Below are 18,761 nucleotides of genomic sequence, written 5' to 3' on the forward strand. Positions count from 1 at the left end.
ATAAGGATTTCATCATGAATAAATATATATTATCAGCAGTGAGTACTTCGTTAGTTCTTGGTTTATCGGCATGCGGTAGCGGTGGTGGTGGGGCGAATAAGCCGGCAACGCTGACCAATGAAATTGCACTAGCGGTGGGCAATGAAAATTGCATTAACGGTGGTATGCAAATTGATACCGGAGTCGATACCAATGGTGATGCAACCTTAAGTCAGTCAGAAGTCACTGCGACGAGTTATACATGCTTACCTGAGCCAACGGTCGACAAGGCTTTATTGGCAACCAGTACCAATAATACTTGGTTTAAAGCAGGCTCTGCCGAAATAAAGGCTGCCGAAGAAATTTGGGCAAAAATAGATAGTCAGCTCGCAGGTAACAGTAATGTTGCTATTGCTGAAGTGTCGACTGAGGCGCAATTAAATGCACTGAAAGGCGCTGCTAAAAATGTGATTTTATTTGTAGGCGATGGTATGGGTGTATCGACCGTTACCGCTGCGCGTATTTTAGATGGCCAAAATAAAGGTATGATGGGTGAAGAGAATCAACTCAGTTTTGATCAATTCCCATTTGCGGGCTTGGCAAAAACATATAATGTTGATGCGCAAACGCCCGACTCAGCCGGTACAATGACAGCAATGATGTCGGGAGTTAAAACTGATGCCGGTGTCTTGGGCGTCGATGAAAATGTTGTGCGTGGTCAATGTGCCAGTACTAAAGGCATTGAAATGATTACCGCATTAGAGCTTGCTGAAATTGCTGGTAAATCGACAGGTATTATTTCTACCGCACGTATTACTCATGCAACACCGGCAGCCGCTTATGCCAAGTCGGCAGATCGTAATTGGGAAGATATCTCGGATATGAAAATTGATGAGTTCCCAGAGCGTGCCGATTGCGAAGATATTGCTTTGCAATTAATTAACTTTGAAAAAAATCTAGAAACCCGCTATGCCGGCGTTAATGTAGATGGCATTGATGTGGTCATGGGTGGCGGCCGTCGCCACTTTTTACCTAAAGATGCTAGCTATAACAGTATTGATGCCAGCAGTGCTGTTGAAGGCGATCGTACTGATGGGCGCGACCTAACAGCTGAGTGGCAGGCTAAATATACAGAAGGGGCTTATGTGGTCGATCAATCCTCTTTTGAGGCTATTGATGCAGCGACAACATCAAAAGTTTTTGGTTTATTTAATGAGTCTCATATGCAATATGAGGCTGATCGCGCGAATGATATTGCGGGTGAACCAAGCCTTTCACAAATGACTGCAAAAGCGATCGATGTACTGGATAATAACGATAAAGGGTTTTTCTTAACGATTGAATCTGGCCGTATCGATCATGCGCATCATGCTGGTAATGCGTATAACGCATTAAATGATGCGATTGAGTTATCGAAAGCAGTACAGGTTGCTGTGGATGCAACTAATCAAGAGGACACCTTGATTATTGTGACTGCGGATCATAGTCATGTATTTACTATTGCCGGTTACCCCAAGCGCGGTAATCCTATACTGGGTAAAGTGGTTGGCATTGGTGCTACTGAGCCGAGTTTGGGTTTAGATGATATGCCTTATACTACGGTAGGTTATGCGAATGGCCTTGGCTTTAGAGATCTTGGTGATGAGACCAACGCCGATAAAGCCTATGAAGCGACAGCAGTCACAGGGCGTGTTGACTTAACGGATGTTGATACCTTGGCACCGGGATTTCATCAGGAATCGCTAGTGCCGCTGGGTAGTGAAACCCATGCTGGCGAGGATGTGGGTGTCTTTGCGATCGGTCCTGGCGCGCATTTAATTACCGGCACAAATGAGCAAAGTTTATTATTTCACGTGATGAATCACGCAGCTAACCTGTCTGCTCAATAATACGACACCTAAAATAATACTGCCCCTGCAATAATATGAGCGTTCACATTATTGCAGGTTTTTTTGACTATGCAGTTAGGATGAGGGGGCTAATGGATTATTTTGTGCATTTAAGCACCCAATTTTTAGTATTGCTGATCAGTGACAGTATTGCTCAATAGTGAATTTTTTAAGATGTGATTGTATGAAATATGTATGGGCGATGGCCACTTTATTACTATCCCTTTTGGCTTCGGCAAATGATAATTGCCCCTCAGACACTGTTATGGCAACTTATCGTATTGAGCAACATAATGCGTCGCCAGCTTCTAGTGTCAAAAATGAATTAATTTTATTGCGTTACAATAATAACGCTGTGCATATTAACGATAAAAAAATGGCCACACAGTGGACTCATTTATCGGGTAAGCATATGAAGAAAACGTCGTACTTTATGGATGATTTACGTGCTATTGAATATGACGTCACTCCCGTGTCATCTGAGCAGGCATGGCGTTATCATGCTCAGCTGTTACACCCGTCTTTTAAAGAGCGTGCAAGTTTGCTTACAACAAAGGGTTCAGGCTGTAACATGTTAGAGCACTACCAGCAAAAAACACAGGCAAAAACGATTGATGTGTGGTGGTACCCTCATAAGCAGCTTGTTAAACGTATTGAGAGTAAGCAGGCTAATCAAACCGTTACATGGTTGCTGTTAGATAGCGTGCATGATGATGCAATTGTCCAACAGTATTTTAGTGAGTTGTATGCCTACCAAACAACCGATTTTGCCGATATTGGTGATAATGAATCCGATCCTTTTTTTAGAAAGATGATTAACTTAGGTTTTGTAGAGCACGGCGCTACGGGTTTTTATGACACCAATGGTAATACCTTGCCGGCTGGTAATCATTCAGGGCACCAGCATTAAACTGGTTGGAAATGAAATCATCATGTATTAATGTTCAGTCTCACTATCCCTGAATAATCGCTATAAAGCCCAGTCTATTAAAATAGATCTGGGCTTTATGGTTTTTGGATTAGCCTGTAATGGGTAAGTGATTGTCGCGATTTAGACAAACTAAACAATTTTAGCCAAGTTGAAAAATTTCACCTGATAGGGTATTGATGGATTATTTTCTGGGTATTTAAGCGCCGGACCCTGCAGGGAAAGCAAGGGTTAGACACTGCATCTGCATGGGGGGATGTAAGATTAGACTTTGCAGGAGCACACAGCCGAGGATCACAAAGTCGCCGAGGGCTTGAACGGGCCATACAATGATTGATTAGTGCACAATGTCGATACCTCTGAATAGTTATAAGTAATTTAAAGTACTGAGCGACATCAAAGAGTAGCATCACTATTGCAGAGGCGTCGAAGGTCTATGGGCTGTGTATTGCGCTAGCGTGGCTGTAGGTGACCTAGCATGCGCCTTTCGAGTTGTTTAAATACCGCTAAAATACCAAAGGTTAAACACAAGTAGATAATGCCTGCAAAAATAAACCCATCAAAGGGCGCATAATAGCGAGCATAAATGAGTCGGCCAGCATTAAGTAAATCAGCAATAGTTACCGTGGATGCAATAGCGCTAGCATGCAGCATAAATATGACCTCGTTAGAATATGCCGGTATTGCGCGGCGAAAGGCGCTGGGCAAAATAATGCGCTGCATGCGCTTGCCCCAGTTCATGCCGTACGCTTTGGCAGCTTCTATTTCGCCTCTTGGTGTTGTTTCGATAGTGCCTCTAAATATCTCTGTGGTATAAGCGGCAGTATTTAAAGTGAAAGCAATTAAGCATGGGTAAAAGGCTTCTTTTAAAATGACCCACCAAAATGTTTGCTGTATGCCTTCTACTAATGCAACGCCATAATAAATCATGTATAGCTGCACCAATAAAGGGGTTCCGCGAAACAAATAAGTAAATGTCCAGATGGGGGTGTTAATCCATCGATTTTTGGATGTGCGTAAAATTGCCAGTGGTATAGCAATCACACCGCCAATGAGTAGCGATAAAAAAACCATTTGTATGGTGACAACAGTACCGTCCCAATAGGTCTGGTATGTGTCGGGGTTACTGAATATTTCGAGGGTAGATTCAAACATGTTTTATCCTTTTACGACGCCAGCACTGTAAACGCTTGTAAGCTTTTTGAAAAACAAATCCGAGATCGCCGCTAATCCTAAATATACAATAGCTACAGGGATAAAAAACTTGAAAGGCTCGCCCGTCGATTTTGCCGCTTCAGTGGCTAAACGCACCATATCGGCTAAGCCTATAATGCTCACTAACGCGGTTGTCTTTAACAAAACTTGCCAGTTATTAGCGATACCAGGAATGGCATGGCGCATCATTTGCGGAAACATAATACGTTTGAATATTTTTATGTTACTCATGCCATAGGCTTTACCTGCCTCTATTTGCCCAACATCTACAGCCATAAATGCACCACGAAATGTTTCGGTCATATAAGCGCCAAAAATAAACCCAATTGTGAGTACACCGGCAAGGAATTCGTTAAATGGAAAGAAAATATCAATTGACCCGTCGCTAAAGTTATACAGCCAATCAAAAAATGTATTGACTATAATTTGGCCGCCAAAAAATAATAACATCATCCAGACTAAATCGGGAACGCCGCGAATAATGGTGGTATAGGCTGTGGCCAACCCCTTGGCTAAAGTATTATTTGATAATTTCCCAACAGCACCTAGTAGCCCAAGTGTAAAAGCAATTATCAGTGATAAGGCTGCAAGCTCTATGGTGAGTAGGGCCCCTTGGAAAAGCCCCGGGCCATAACCTTCAAAATCAAACATCGATCAGTCTCTTTGAGTCTTAAAAAGTAAAAGGGGAGAAGACCCCTTTACGGCTTTAATGTGATGAGTTCAATCATTTAAATTTTGATGTCAAAATCGAAATAACGCTTCATGATATCGTCGTATTTACCATTTTTTTTGATGGTCTCTAATGCAGCAGAAACTTGTGCTTCAAGTTTGGCATCACGTTTACGAAAGGCCGCGCCAACGCCATTGCCAAAAATGCGCACAGGTTCTTTGACGAGTTCGCCGACTTGTACAATTTTAGAGCCTTCCTTAATAATACCCATGCCGACAGGTGCATCTACAAACATTGCATCCAGGCGACCGCTTTCAAGATCTAAAGCCATATCGTCAGCGGTGGTATAGCGCACCACTTCGGCGTCTGTTAAAAATTCAGTAATATAGGTGTCTTGGATGGTGGCGCGTTGTACGCCGATACGCTTGCCTTTTGAGGCAGTGGGGTCAAAGTTTGTAGCCGAAAAATAGGCTGAAGGTGTTGTGTAATAAGAGTTTGAAAATAATACGCGCTTTTTGCGTTCGTCATTAATGGACATGGAAGAAAAGATCATGTCATATTTCCGTGCAAGTAAACCCGGTATTAAACCGTCCCAAGCCTGCACCACCCATTCGCAATCTTTGCCGGTAATTTCTTTGCAAACTTCGTTGCCCAGTTCAATTTCGAAGCCCGTTAACGAGCCGTCGGGCGCTTTGTATTCGAAAGGTGGGTAAGGTGCATCAACACCTGCGCGAATAACGTCTTTGTTTTTAGCGTTGGCAGTATTGGCTAATACTAAAAGGCTAGCAGCCATGATGAGTAGTTTTTTCATGTTATATGCTCCACGTTGCAAAAATGAGGCGCTTGATAGCGCGGCTCATTAATATTGAATAATGACAGGGGGTAATAAGCGTATATTTATAGCGTTATTTTAAAAGATAAGCATTTCATATGTTTAATATTTGGGTGATAAAAATTGTTGCATTCTGTTTGAGCTAGGGTTCTCAAAAACATCCTTAGGTTTACCTTGCTCCTCGATGATACCTTCATGTAAATAAACAACATGATTTGAGACGTCTTTGGCAAAGGACATTTCGTGGGTCACGACAATCATTGTTCGGCCTTCCTCGGCTAAACCGCGCATCACTTTTAAAACTTCACCGACCAGTTCAGGGTCGAGAGCCGAGGTTGGCTCATCAAATAGCATGACTTCAGGATTCATAGCCAATGCTCGTGCAATCGCTGCACGTTGTTGTTGGCCGCCCGACATGTGTGCCGGATAATAGTCTTTACGGTTATATAAGCCCACGCGGTTTAAATGCTCTTTGGCTCGCTCGGTGGCCTCGGCTTTACTGATACCTAATACATTGACAGGTGCTTCAATAATGTTTTGCATAACTGTCATATGCGACCATAAATTAAAGCCTTGAAAGACCATCGACAAACGAGAGCGCATTTGCTCAACTTGGCGCATATTAGCAGGTCGTCTATTGCCGCGCTTATCTGTTTTGAAATCAATGGTTTCGCCATGTACTTCAATATCCCCAGATGTTGGAATTTCTAAGAGGTTCATGCAGCGCAAAAAAGTCGACTTGCCAGAACCCGATGAACCGATAAGCGAGATAACATCACCCTTACGCGCATTCATTGATATGCCTTTCAGTACTTTATGATCGCCAAATTGTTTGTGTATATCGTTAGCGACCAGTGCGGCGACATCTTCGGACATAGGGTTTTCCTCGTTTTCTTAGTCAGTGCTTAAAGAGCGAATCTGGACACTCTAAATGTAAATTGCTCTAAAATGTATAAATTGTCTGTATTGTACTGGGTGATGCCGTTTTATCGGGCTTGCCAATACTGGTGAGCCTCACGGTATAGTCTATAGAGGTATATCGCGATTGGGTTGCGCATTTTAGGCAGCCTAAGTTGTCAGTACCTAAGTTGTCAGTACCCACGTTGTCAATACCTAAGTTGTCAATACCCAAGTTGTCAATACATAGCATCGTGTGTGTGTTAGGTATTTTGATGCAAAGTCGTCTTTGCGCTGTTACGCCTGCTATGTGTATTGGCTTGTTGAGCAGGCACACGCGGTGGTTTTATCGATCGAGCCATTTAAGGGTCAGTATGATCGTGCCCCACTATGATCAAGGGTCGGTATGATCAAGGGTCAGTATGATCGAGGACACCCCAAACAAAAACAAGCGAAAACAACGAGTTAACAGCAAAGGCTCATCAATGACGGGCTATGCATTGCGGGTTTAAGCGCGGGTTACAGGCAATAGATTTGCAATAATGAGGGTATAGGGCCTGAGTTGGCAAGTATTAAGATAAGATAATGTCGTTCATATTGTCACAAGCACATTATTGAGGGCATTTTTGGTGCGCTCGATGGCTTGAGTGTCACTTTTTGTAGCGTTATCGTGCGTGTACCGGTGATATGTCATCTAGATATGATGTTTGGCATGAGCTTGTTGTGGCAGTGTGGCTTAATTGGCGGTGTGACTTAGGATGCACCCAATACCCATTGCCGATCAATTAACTTCTCAAAAGGTTGATATTCGCTTTTGTAGGTCATTTTTTGGCAGTTGCGGATCCAGTAACCTAAATACAGGTAGGGTAGGCCTAAGTTTTGCGCTTTTTGTATTTGATGCAAAATGGCGAAGCGACCTAGACTGCGCGTGGTTTGTGTGGGGCAAAAGTAAGTGTAGATGGCCGATAGCCCGTTACTGAGTCTATCACTGACTGCGCAACCTATAAGCTTGCCTTGTTTGCGCATTTCTATGTAATGCGTGCAGCCGAGTGGGTTATTTAAAAAGTCGATATATTGTTGACGGTTGGGCGGGTACATGTCGCCATCGCTATGACGCGCATGAATATAGCGCTCATAGAGCGCGTAATGCTCATCGATATTCGGGTGTGCTGTTGCGGTGATAGTGAGGTCGCTGTTGCGCTTAATGCAGCGTTTGTGGGTGCGAGTGAGGGCAAATGCTTGCACAGGTACGCGCACCGATATACACGCGGCACAATCGGCGCAGTGCGGTCTGTAAATATGCCCGCCACTGCGCCTAAAGCCCAGCTCGCTTAATGCAGAGTACACATTAACATCAAGGTTAGCGGCTGGGTCGATAAAAATCGTCGAGGCTTGCTGATCTTTTAAGTAGCTGCAAGGGTGCTCGGCAGTGGCATAGAGCTTAAGGTTGGCGAGTTCACTCATAAGCTGACGCCATTTGACATTTGTTGTGCGCACTCACGCTTTATATCACTCTTGTAAATACACTGCCCGCGCATTTGCTGCCAAAGCCTTTGAAAATGCTCAAATTCGCTGGCGCCGTGCTGGCTAATGGTGGTCTCTAATTGCTTGCGGCTAATCAGTTCGCCGCCGAGTGTGCTTAAGTGTGGGTTATCGACTTGGCAATCGATGAGTGCAAAGCCTTGGGTTTGAGCCCAATCCGAAAACTGCGTAATAGCCACTTTTGAGGCATTAGTGTGTAGGCTAAACATGCTTTCCCCAAAAAATATACCACCAATGCCCACGCCATAAAAACCGCCCATTAAAGTGCCTTGGGCATCGCGGGTTTCGACCGAATGCGCAATGCCGCAACGGTGTAACTCGATATAGGCCGCTTGCATTTCTTCGGTGATCCAGGTGCCGTCTTGGCCTGCACGCGGCTGCTGGCAGTGTTGAATGACTGCTTCAAAATCGCGATCAATAGTCACGCTCAAGGTGTGTTTGCGTAGATGCTTTTTCAGGCTTTTACTATGGTGTACTTGGCCGGGTTTAAAGACCATACGGGGTTCGGGCGTCCACCATAAGATCGGTTGGTCATCATCAAACCAAGGGAATATACCGCGTGAATAAGCCGCCATTAAGCGCTCTGGGCTTAAGTCACCACCCACCGCGAGCAAGCCATTGGGCTCTTGCAAGGCGAGTTCGGTGGGGGGGAACAGGTTAGGGTCTTCGTTGAGCCAAATAGGTTGATCCATAAGAGACAGTTTGGTCAGCGTAAAAGAGATAAGCCAGCCTGCCACAGGTTGCAGCAGGGCGGCTCATGGCTATTAAGCGGTCAGTTAAGGGCGCTTATTGATCCAAAAAACGCTCGGCATCAAGAGCTGCCATGCAGCCCGAGCCTGAAGAGGTAATGGCTTGACGGTAAATGTGATCAGCGACATCGCCAGCGGCAAACACGCCTTGTGTACTGGTTTGTGTGGCATTGCCTTCTAGGCCACTTTTGACTACTAGGTAGCCGCCGTTCATATCGAGCTGGCCTTCAAACATATCGGTATTGGGTTTGTGGCCAATGGCAATAAATACGCCGCTAATGTCCAAGTTTTTTGTAGCGCCATCTTGGGTACTTTTGAGTCGTACTCCAGTAACGCCAGAGTCGTCACCGAGCACTTCATCGAGCTGATGGTTCCACATAATGGTCACGTTGCCGTTTTTTTCTTTTTCGAATAAGCGATCTTGTAAGATTTTTTCTGATTTTAAGCTGTCGCGACGATGCACCAGAATCACTTCAGCGCAAATATTGGAGAGGTAAAGCGCCTCTTCTACAGCGGTATTACCGCCGCCTACTACAATCACTTTTTGGTCTCGGTAAAAGAAACCGTCACAAGTGGCGCAGGCGCTAACCCCTTTGCCTTGGAAGGCTTCCTCTGAGGGTAGGCCTAAGTACTGCGCCGAGGCACCCGTGCAAATAATGAGCGCATCACAAGTGTATTCGCTAGAGCCTTTAAGGGTGAAGGGGCGTTTGCTTAGGTCGACTTCATTGATGTGATCAAAGATCATTTCGGTATTAAAGCGCTCGGCATGCTGCTGCATTTCGACCATCAAGTCGGGGCCTTGTAAGTCGTGCTTACCGCCAGGCCAGTTTTCAACTTCGGTGGTGGTGGTTAACTGGCCACCTTGCTGCATACCTGTGATTAAACACGGATTAAGGTTGGCGCGCGCGGCATAAATAGCGGCAGTATAACCGGCGGGGCCGGAGCCCAAAATAATCAGGCGGCGGTGCTGCGAGTCAGTCATGGTGGTATCCTAAATTGTAGTGTTCGAATGTTTATTATGTGGTAGCGGCTACACGCTATTTAAAGGTGGCGATGCAAAATAAACATTTACCCTTGTTAAGCGTTCATTTTAGCGGGTTTTATGGCGACTATCTTAAGTGAAATACATCAACTTAGCTATGTTTGGCTTGCTGATATCATGGTCCATACTACGATGCGTAAAAGTGACGCCTGCAGTATTGAGGGATTGGTGGGCACGGCCAAGTGTTATGCGATTAGAGATAATCAGAAAGTTTGGTTTTTTTGTGCTTTTATTCCAGTAGAATATTTAAAAAAGTGCGTAAAGACGCTGGGGCCAATGTGAGCGATACCGATTTAGAGACTGATAGAGATATTGACAGCGATTTTGACGAGACCTTGATCGACAGTACCTCAATGGGTGATACCCGTGAGGCGGCGCCTGCTGGGCTGCCTGCGAGTGCGGCACCGGCCAAAAAGCCGCGCAAGCCCAGAGCCAGCAAGGCCAAAAAAGCCAATAGCCCTACCGTTGAGCAAATTGCGGCGGCTACACATAAAGCAGGTATGCTGGCGGTTATTATGCGAGAGGGCTTGTTAATTGCTATTGCTGCCGGCTGTGGCTTTTTTACTTTAGCGCTCGCAACATTTGACCCCTTTGACCCTGGCTGGTCCAACACCGGCACCAATACCGGCGTGGCAAATGCTGGTGGTCCGGCGGGTGCGTGGCTCGCGGATGTGGCGTTTTCGTTATTTGGTTATATGGCCTACCTGTTCCCGCTGATGCTCGGTTATCAAGCGTGGTGCGTCTTACGCGATCGCCGAGATAATGCGTTTGACCCGGTTATTTTAGGGTTGCGTTTTATTGGTTTTTGGCTGGTCATGGTATCGGCCACGGGCATGGCGGTGCATTCGCAGGGGCTAGAATCTACCCGCTTGCCCTCGTCTGTAGGCGGCGTATTGGGGTTATCGATTGCCAGTGCGGTTGATGGGGCCTTTGGTGTGATAGGTGGCTCATTAATGTTGCTGAGCTTGCTCTTATTTGGCTTGACCATCTTTATTGATATCTCGTGGTTTACGGTAATGGATGCAATTGGCAAAACGGTACTCACGTTTAGCCGCTCACTGGCCGAGCGCTGGCAGCATTACCTGTTGCGCAGACGAGAGCATAAAGCTGCGCAAATGTCGGTGCAGCGGCGCCATGTAGCTATCGAAAAAGAAATCAAGCATACCCAAGAGCGCAAAGCGCCCACCATTAATTTACCGCCAAAGGCGCCAGCGCTAAGCCCTAGGGTCGAAAAAGAAAAACAGCAAACGCTATTTGTCGATGAAGAGCCCATTGTGGGTGAGCTGCCGCCTATTAGTTTGCTCGAGCCTGTGCAAAAAAACGATAAAAAAGGCTTCTCCGAAGAGTCGCTCGAGGCCATGTCGCGCCTATTAGAGCTAAAACTCAAAGACTTTAATATTACTGTCGAGGTGGTTGAGGTCTTACCGGGCCCTGTGGTGACACGTTTTGAGTTGCAATTGGCCCCAGGTATTAAAGCCAGCCGTATTACCGGTTTAGCACAAGATATTGCACGCTCGCTGGCGGTTATTAGTGTACGTGTGGTTGAGGTGATTCAAGGTAAGTCGGTCATTGGGATCGAAATTCCTAACGAAGAGCGTGAGATGGTGCGCTTAAGCGAAGTCATTGCCTCGAGTGTTTACGAAAAATCACGTTCGCCGCTCACCTTTGCGCTGGGGCACGATATTTCGGGTCAGCCGATAATTGCCGATCTCGCTAAAATGCCGCATTTATTGGTGGCCGGTACTACAGGTTCGGGTAAGTCGGTGGGGGTGAACTCGATGTTAGTGAGTATTTTGTACAAGGCCTCGCCCGAGGAAGTCCGCTTACTGCTGGTTGACCCTAAAATGCTAGAGCTATCGGTGTACGAGGGTATTCCACATTTGCTGGCGCCGGTGATTACTGACATGAAAGACGCCGCAACCGGCTTGCGCTGGTGTGTGGGCGAAATGGAGCGCCGCTATAAACTCATGGCTGCACTGGGCGTGCGAAATTTAGCTGGCTATAACAAAAAGGTGAGCGATGCCATTAAAGCGGGTGAACCTATTGCCGATCCTGTATGGCAGCCCGACGAGGCGGGTATTGGTGTGCAAGAGGCACCGTTATTAGGGCGCTTACCGTTTATTGTGGTGGTGATCGACGAATTTGCTGACATGATGATGATTGTGGGCAAAAAAGTAGAGCAGCTCATTGCTCGAATTGCGCAAAAAGCGAGGGCAGCAGGCATTCATATGGTGCTCGCCACGCAGCGCCCCTCGGTCGATGTGATTACTGGCTTAATCAAAGCTAACGTACCTACGCGTATTGCGTTTCAGGTGTCATCAAAAATTGACTCGCGCACTATTTTGGATCAAGGCGGTGCCGAGCAGCTGCTCGGGCACGGCGATATGCTGTATTTGCCGCCAGGCACTAGTTTATCGGTGAGGGTGCATGGCGCTTTTGTCGATGACCATGAAGTGCATGCGGTGGTGGCCGACTGGAAGCGACGCGGCGAGCCCAACTACTTAGAAGACATTTTTAGCGAAGCCACCGATGCTGTGGTGGTACCGGGCTTTAGTGAAGACAGCGACAGTGGTGGGAGCGAATCCGACCCTTTGTATGATGAAGCGGTAGCGTTTATTACCGAAACGCGCAAAGCGAGTATTTCCTCGGTACAGCGCAAGCTGCGGGTAGGCTATAACCGCGCGGCACGCCTCATTGAACAAATGGAGGAATCTGGTGTTATTAGTGCGATGGGGCATAATGGCAGCCGCGATGTATTGGCGCCACCGCCACCGCCGCGATAGACACCACCTCATAGGTTCAGTGGTGGTAAAGTTTAAGCAGTAATAATAACTGCTTGTTTTTTGATGCTGGTATCAGCTAAGAGTACGTTATGTTTTTATCTAAATACTTAAAATCAGCGGTTTTAAGGTCAAATTTATTATTAGTGGGGTTAGTGGGGTTGAGTGTACCGGCTGTGGTATTCGCTCAAGCACCGGCTCCACACTCTGTGCAAGCGGCAAGCGATACCGCTGCCGAGCAATTGATGGGTATTTTACAAACTTATAAAAGCGTAGAAGGCCGTTTTACTCAAATACTCAACTCTAAAGCCGGCAAGCAGCTGCAAACTACCGAGGGCACCTTTAAGATCAAGCGTCCAGGTTTATATTTGTGGCAAAGTGCCGAGCCTTATCCGCAAACGATTGTAGGCAATGGCCAAACGATTTGGGTTTACGACCCCGACCTTGAGCAAGTGACTATTACGCCGCAAGCTCAAATGCCGTTTAACCCGGCTGTTCTATTAAGTGGGGGCATTCAAGATTTAAGTACGCGTTTTAGGGTTGAAAAAGTCGCGCCTCCAGCTCAAAAAGCATCACAAAACCTCTTTGATTTAACGCCGCTTAATAGTGCAGATGCTCCTTTTGCTGCGGTGCGTTTGATTTTTAATAATAACAATATTGCCCAAGCGATATTAACCGACCGCTTAGGCCAGCAAACCATTATGGATTTTGATGACCTAGTCGCTAACCGCGTGCTTGACGATGCCCTGTTTACTTTTGTGCCGCCCAAAGGTACGGATGTGTTGATGAATGAGTGATTTGTTTAGTGCCGAGGTGGCCGCTAAAGCAGCCAGCGCAGCCCCTTTGGCCGCCCGCATGCGCCCGCGTAACTTAGCTAGTTATGTTGGCCAAGATCATCTCCTCGAAAAAGGTAAACCCTTAGGCGAAGCTTTGCGCCATGGGGCTTTGCATTCGATGATTTTATGGGGCCCGCCGGGGGTGGGCAAAACAACCTTGGCTAGGCTGTTTGCTGACCTGGTTGACGGCCATTTTCAAGCTTTATCGGCTGTATTGGCAGGCGTTAAAGATATTCGTCAAGCCGCCGAGCAAGCGCAGCAACGTTTAGCCATGCACGGCAAAAAAACGGTATTGTTTGTCGATGAAGTCCACCGTTTTAATAAATCGCAACAAGATGCCTTTTTGCCCTATGTAGAAGAGGGCACCGTGGTATTTGTAGGCGCAACCACCGAGAACCCCTCGTTTGAGGTGAACAATGCCTTGCTCTCGCGCTGCCGCGTGTACGTGCTTAAATCACTGTCGCAAGATCACTTAAATTTACTGATTGATAATGCTTTACGCGATGATGCCGCAGGCTTGGGTCAGCAACAGCTTACAGTCAGTAAAGCGGCACGCGACAGCCTAATATTATGTGCCGATGGCGATGCTCGGCGTTTACTTAATTTATTAGAGCTAGCGGCTGATATGGTATCGGCTGGTGGCCAAATTAACTTAGAGGCCGTAGAGCAGGTCGCGGCACATGATGTGCGCCGGTTTGATAAAGGCGGCGACTTATTTTACGAGCAAATATCGGCGTTGCATAAATCGGTGCGTGGCTCTAACCCCGACGGTGCCTTGTATTGGATGGCGCGCATGTTTGATGGCGGTTGTGATCCGGTGTATGTGGCGCGGCGCGTGGTGCGTATGGCCAGCGAAGATATTGGCAATGCCGACCCGCGGGGTTTAGAGCTGGCTCTTAATGCCTGGGATGTACAAACGCGTTTAGGCAGCCCCGAAGGCGAACTGGCCATCGCGCAAGCCGTGGTGTATTTGGCGTGCGCACCTAAAAGCAATGCGGTGTATACCGCTTACAAAGCGGTAATGGCCGATGTCAAAGCGCAGCCAAGCTACGATGTGCCCAACCACCTACGTAATGCGCCTACCACATTAATGAAAAACCTCGATATGGGTAAAGATTACCGTTATGCCCACAGCGAAGAGGGCGCTTATGCTGCCGGCGAGCATTATTTTCCTGATGAAATGCCTGCTAGGCAGTATTACCAGCCAGTGCCGCGCGGCTTAGAGATTAAAATTGGCGAAAAACTCGCTCACCTAGCCGAGCTCGATGCCGCCGCCAAACAGAGCGAGTAATCAAGCCGTATGCAACTAGGCTGGGGTGTTATTGTGCGCTTTTATGGCGTAATAATAAGGTAATAAATAGAGGGCAAAAAATGCTAATGCAGTTTTTGGGGGTGGCTTTTGGTGGTGCATTAGGGGCATGCGTGCGCTTTGCTTTGGTATTGCTGTTTCCGCTAGTGCCTGGCCAATGGCCAATGGCCTCATTTATTGCTAATGTTAGCGGCTGTCTTATTATGGGTGCGCTTTTTTACTTAATTCAGCAATCACATATACCATTCAGCTTTAAACCGTTGCTTATGGCGGGTTTTTTAGGGGCAATGACCACCTTTTCGAGTTTTGCCCTTGAGGCTTGGCTGTTGCTTGAGCACAATGCGCACCTATTAGCGCTGGCTTATTTAGTGGCCAGTGTGATGGCGTGTGTTTTAGCGATTGCATTAGGTTATGCGCTAGCTGGCTGGGGTGCTAAAGCGCTGGTTTAAAGTGGCTGGCAAATACGAGTAGTTTAAAAGTGCCAGCGAGCAAGGCAGTATTAAAGGCAAGGGCAAGTATTAAATACAGGGCATACAGGTAAGCCCATCACTGCAATTATAAATAGTCATTGTTGAGCGCTTAATAGCGTACGCCGCGCTCAAATATGTATACCAATCAATTATTAGATAAGGCAACCGATACAGGGTAACTATGTTAGATCCTAAATTATTCCGCAATGAAATAGACCAACTTGCCGCAGTGCTTAAAGCCCGTGGTTACTCTTTAGATGTCGCCGCGATTACGGCCCTAGAAGACAAGCGTAAAACCTTGCAAGTTAGCTGCGAAGCCTTACAGCAAGAGCGTAATGCCAGCGCTAAAAATATTGGTAAAGCCAAGGCGCAAGGCCAAGATATTGCCCCACTATTGGCGGCTGTTGATGATATGAAAGCCAAATTGCAACAGGCCGAAGCCGAGCTAAGCCAGTTACAAAATGAGCTAGATGCTATTTTAGGTGGCGTACCCAATGTACCGCACAGCACCGTGCCTGCCGGCCTCAAAGAAGAGCATAACGTTGTGGTTAGTACCGTAGGCGAGGTCCCAAGCTTTGATTTCGAGCCCAAAGACCACGTCGATTTAGGCGAAGCTTTAGGCATGCTCGATTTTGAGACAGCCAGTAAAATTACAGGCTCACGTTTTGCCGTGATGAAAGGGCAGCTCGCCAGTTTACACCGCGCGTTGACACAGTTTATGCTCAATACCCATACCCAAGAGCACGGCTACGAAGAAGTTTACGTGCCTTATATTGTTAACCGCGAATCATTATACGGCACAGGCCAGCTACCTAAATTTGAAGAAGACCTCTTTAAATTAGACGACGACCGCGAGTTTTATTTGATCCCTACTGCCGAAGTGCCGGTCACTAACTTATTGCGTGGCGAAATTGTAGAAGAGGCACAATTACCGCTTCGCTATACTACGCACACACCCTGTTTTCGCTCAGAAGCAGGCAGCTACGGGCGCGATACGCGGGGCATGATCCGCCAGCATCAATTCGAAAAAGTCGAACTAGTGCAGTTTGTAAAACCCGAAGACTCAGAAGCCGCCCTCGAAACCTTAACCGGGCACGCCGAGGCCATTTTACAAAAATTAGGCTTGGCATACCGTAAAATGGCGTTGTGCGCTGGTGATATGGGCTTTTCGGCCGCTAAAACCTACGACTTAGATGTATGGCTACCTTCACAGCAGCAATACCGTGAAATTTCGTCTTGTAGTAATTTTCAAGACTTTCAAGCGCGCCGCATGAAAGCACGCTACCGCAATAGCGAAACTGGCAAGCCGGCGTTACTCCATACGTTAAATGGCTCGGGTTTGGCTGTTGGCCGTACCTTGTTAGCCGTGATTGAAAACTACCAGCAAGCCGATGGCTCGATTGTTGTACCGCCGGTATTACGCCCTTATATGGGTGGATTACAAGTGATTAGTGCTGCGGGCAAGTAGGGCGCGTGCGTTATTTTCCGTTTTTTCATGATTTACAAGGCAAAACCTGCTTATTAGTGGGCGGCGGTACTATTGCGTTGCGCAAGGCCCGTCTACTCACTAAGGCTGGCGCGCGCATTACGGTTGTGGCGCCAAACATTGGCGCTGAGCTTGCCAAGCTTATTGCTGCAACCGGTGGGCAATGTGTTTACCAACCCTATACTCAAGCGCATTTAAACGATGCGGTATTGGTGATTTCAGCCACCGATATTGATAGCGTTAACGCCCAAGTCGCCGAAGATTGTAATGCCCGTAAGTTGCCAGTCAATGTGGTCGATGACCCTAGCAAATGCACGATTATTACCCCGGCCATTGTCGATCGTAGCCCGCTGATTATTGGCATTACCAGCGGCGGCGAAGCGCCGGTGTTAGCGCGCATGGTGCGCTCACGCCTAGAGGCTTTATTGCCGAGTACTTATGGTTTGCTGGGGCAGCTAGCGAGCCGTTTTAGAGACGCGGTTAAAGCGCGCTTTAGCGATGGTGAGCAGCGCCGGCGGTTTTGGGAGCATACCTTGCAAGGCCCTGTGGCTGAGCAGGTATTTGCCAAAAACCTCGATCAAGCCGAGCAGCTTATGCGCCAAGCCCTTGATGGTGCAGACGATGCTATCGATCATATGCAAGGCGAAGTGTATTTGGTGGGGGCCGGCCCCGGTGACCCCGATTTACTAACCTTTAAAGCGCTGCGCTTAATGCAGCAAGCCGAGGTGGTACTTTATGATCGCTTGGTTAGTCCGCCTATTTTAGAGCTGGTACGCCGCGATGCCGAGCGTATTTACGTGGGTAAAAAGCGTGATAATCACGCCGTCCCCCAGCAGGATATTAATCAGTTGTTGGTGGATTTAGCCAAGCAAGGCAAGCGCGTATTACGTTTAAAAGGTGGCGACCCTTTTATTTTTGGCCGTGGTGGCGAAGAAATAGAACTCTTAGCCGAAAACAACGTGAGCTTTCAAGTGGTACCGGGTATTACAGCTGCCAGTGGTTGCGCGGCCTATTCGGGTATTCCACTCACGCATCGCGACCATGCACAATCGGTGCGGTTTGTGACGGGGCATTTAAAAGAAGGTTCTTGTGATTTACCGTTTACCGAAATGGCCAGCGCCAATCAAACTCTCGTTTTTTATATGGGGTTGGTCGCGTTGCCCGACATTTGCCAGCGCTTAATTGCCGCCGGCAAAGACCCCAAAACCCCTTGTGCGTTAATTGAACGCGGCACAACACCCGATCACCAAGTGCATACCGGCGATTTAATCACGCTGCCGCTGCTCATTAAAAATACCCCCGTTAAAGCCCCTACGTTATTAATTATTGGCTCGGTTGTCTCTTTGCAGAGTCAATTAAATTGGTATAAAGGTTCACGTTAGCGGCGCTTTTTGATACACGCTGTACAGCCTATTTTAAGTGCGATGTTTACTGACCCTTAGCGACACCCTGTCGCTAAGGATTTGATCTTATTTCAGTTGCAGCCCGAAAGTTTTGGTGTTTTTCAAAATTGTGTTCAGTGCTTTGCGGTGTTTAGAGGTTTTATCATGCCGCTTAATTATTTATGTTGGTGTAAAAGAGGATATGCTCGCTTGGGTGTGTGGTGCATTATGTTGTTCATGTTCATGTTCATGTTCATGTTCATGTTCATGTTCATGTTGGTTGTTCGGTTGGATCGGTGCGCCACCCTCGCTACCCATTCAAGGTACGCGGCAAGTACTTCCCTGTAGGCTCTAGTCGGCATCCTGCCTCCAAAGGCCCTGAATAGATGACGCGGGCGGCTTTTGGTGGATGGTTTGGTTTTTAGTTAACGGTTATTACAATGTGGTTAAGAATGTAGTCGGTTTTTATAAACTCGATTCCGAAGTTTTTAGTTATTGACAGGAAACGCTAGAGCATGACCTAGGCTGCCATTTTATATTTTAATGATTCGGTTGGCTCTTGCCGGCCTAAATCGCAGTCTGCCATATGTTTGCTGGATGGCCTATTGGGCAAGGCTTCTGGAAAAACTGGACACCCCAAACATTCTGACGAATGGCATGGAAAAACTGGACACCCCAAATGCAGAAAAACTGGACACCCCAAACATTCTGACGTGCAGAAAAACTGGACACCCCAAATGCAGAAACAGAAATGC

General features: G+C 47.1%; 16 protein-coding genes. 8 read left to right on the forward strand and 8 right to left on the reverse strand.

Annotation, left to right across the window (positions count from 1 at the left end):
* Positions 1-14 precede the first annotated feature (14 nt).
* Both AC438_RS03915 and AC438_RS03920 read left to right on the forward strand, forming a co-directional pair.
* Positions 15-1,868 carry an alkaline phosphatase gene (locus AC438_RS03915; RefSeq protein ID WP_053979961.1) on the forward strand — a complete coding sequence of 618 codons (1,854 nt, stop codon included), beginning with the start codon at positions 15-17 and terminating at the stop codon, positions 1,866-1,868.
* Between the two features lie 184 nt (positions 1,869-2,052).
* Positions 2,053-2,778, forward strand: coding sequence for a hypothetical protein (locus AC438_RS03920; protein WP_053979962.1), 726 nt, complete (start codon positions 2,053-2,055; stop codon positions 2,776-2,778).
* Positions 2,779-3,249: 471 nt separating this feature from the next.
* Here the strand turns inward: AC438_RS03920 and AC438_RS03925 are convergent, their stop codons facing one another.
* From AC438_RS03925 to trxB, 7 genes are all read right to left on the reverse strand, one after another.
* The gene (locus AC438_RS03925; RefSeq protein WP_053979963.1) at positions 3,250-3,951 is read right to left on the reverse strand and encodes an ABC transporter permease; all 702 of its coding nucleotides are present in this window, start codon (positions 3,949-3,951) and stop codon (positions 3,250-3,252) included.
* A 3-nt stretch (positions 3,952-3,954) separates the two neighbouring features.
* Positions 3,955-4,662 carry an ABC transporter permease gene (locus tag AC438_RS03930; RefSeq protein ID WP_053979964.1) on the reverse strand — a complete coding sequence of 236 codons (708 nt, stop codon included), beginning with the start codon at positions 4,660-4,662 and terminating at the stop codon, positions 3,955-3,957.
* 77 nt (positions 4,663-4,739) lie between these two features.
* Positions 4,740-5,492: a transporter substrate-binding domain-containing protein gene (locus AC438_RS03935; RefSeq protein WP_053979965.1), complete on the reverse strand. Its 753-nt coding sequence runs from the start codon at positions 5,490-5,492 to the stop codon at positions 4,740-4,742.
* Between the two features lie 123 nt (positions 5,493-5,615).
* The gene (locus AC438_RS03940; protein ID WP_053979966.1) at positions 5,616-6,389 is read right to left on the reverse strand and encodes an ABC transporter ATP-binding protein; all 774 of its coding nucleotides are present in this window, start codon (positions 6,387-6,389) and stop codon (positions 5,616-5,618) included.
* A gap of 774 nt (positions 6,390-7,163) precedes the next feature.
* Complete coding sequence (locus tag AC438_RS03950) at positions 7,164-7,874, reverse strand: arginyltransferase (RefSeq protein WP_053979968.1); 711 nt, start codon at positions 7,872-7,874, stop codon at positions 7,164-7,166.
* The gene (aat, locus tag AC438_RS03955) at positions 7,871-8,644 is read right to left on the reverse strand and encodes a leucyl/phenylalanyl-tRNA--protein transferase (protein WP_082353962.1); all 774 of its coding nucleotides are present in this window, start codon (positions 8,642-8,644) and stop codon (positions 7,871-7,873) included. The genes AC438_RS03950 and aat overlap by 4 nt, the downstream gene beginning before the upstream one ends.
* Positions 8,645-8,738: 94 nt before the next feature.
* On the reverse strand, positions 8,739-9,683 hold the full coding sequence (gene trxB, locus AC438_RS03960) for a thioredoxin-disulfide reductase (protein ID WP_053979969.1): 945 nt from the start codon (positions 9,681-9,683) through the stop codon (positions 8,739-8,741).
* Between the two features lie 560 nt (positions 9,684-10,243).
* Here trxB and AC438_RS03970 point away from each other — a divergent pair.
* The 6 genes from AC438_RS03970 (at position 10,244) to cysG (ending at position 18,006) form a co-directional block, all read left to right on the forward strand.
* The gene (locus AC438_RS03970; protein ID WP_053979986.1) at positions 10,244-12,526 is read left to right on the forward strand and encodes a DNA translocase FtsK; all 2,283 of its coding nucleotides are present in this window, start codon (positions 10,244-10,246) and stop codon (positions 12,524-12,526) included.
* 89 nt (positions 12,527-12,615) lie between these two features.
* The gene (lolA, locus tag AC438_RS03975) at positions 12,616-13,320 is read left to right on the forward strand and encodes an outer membrane lipoprotein periplasmic chaperone LolA (RefSeq protein WP_053979971.1); all 705 of its coding nucleotides are present in this window, start codon (positions 12,616-12,618) and stop codon (positions 13,318-13,320) included.
* Entirely contained in the window at positions 13,313-14,650 is a 1,338-nt protein-coding gene (locus AC438_RS03980) for a replication-associated recombination protein A (protein WP_053979972.1), read from the forward strand. The genes lolA and AC438_RS03980 overlap by 8 nt, the downstream gene beginning before the upstream one ends.
* An 80-nt stretch (positions 14,651-14,730) precedes the next feature.
* Positions 14,731-15,117, forward strand: a complete 387-nt coding sequence (locus AC438_RS03985) for a fluoride efflux transporter FluC (RefSeq protein WP_053979973.1) — start codon at positions 14,731-14,733, stop codon at positions 15,115-15,117.
* Positions 15,118-15,319: 202 nt separating this feature from the next.
* Positions 15,320-16,606 (forward strand): serine--tRNA ligase, encoded by a 1,287-nt coding sequence (gene serS / locus AC438_RS03990; RefSeq protein WP_053979974.1) that lies wholly within the window; start codon positions 15,320-15,322, stop codon positions 16,604-16,606.
* A 5-nt stretch (positions 16,607-16,611) separates the two neighbouring features.
* Positions 16,612-18,006 (forward strand): siroheme synthase CysG, encoded by a 1,395-nt coding sequence (cysG, locus tag AC438_RS03995; RefSeq protein WP_053979975.1) that lies wholly within the window; start codon positions 16,612-16,614, stop codon positions 18,004-18,006.
* A gap of 567 nt (positions 18,007-18,573) precedes the next feature.
* Here cysG and AC438_RS17135 read toward each other — a convergent pair.
* On the reverse strand, positions 18,574-18,761 hold a 188-nt coding region (locus tag AC438_RS17135; protein WP_238376311.1), incomplete at its 5' end, for a hypothetical protein.

The organism is Marinagarivorans algicola (assembly GCF_001292705.1).
Taxonomy (GTDB): Bacteria; Pseudomonadota; Gammaproteobacteria; order Pseudomonadales; family Cellvibrionaceae; genus Marinagarivorans; species Marinagarivorans algicola.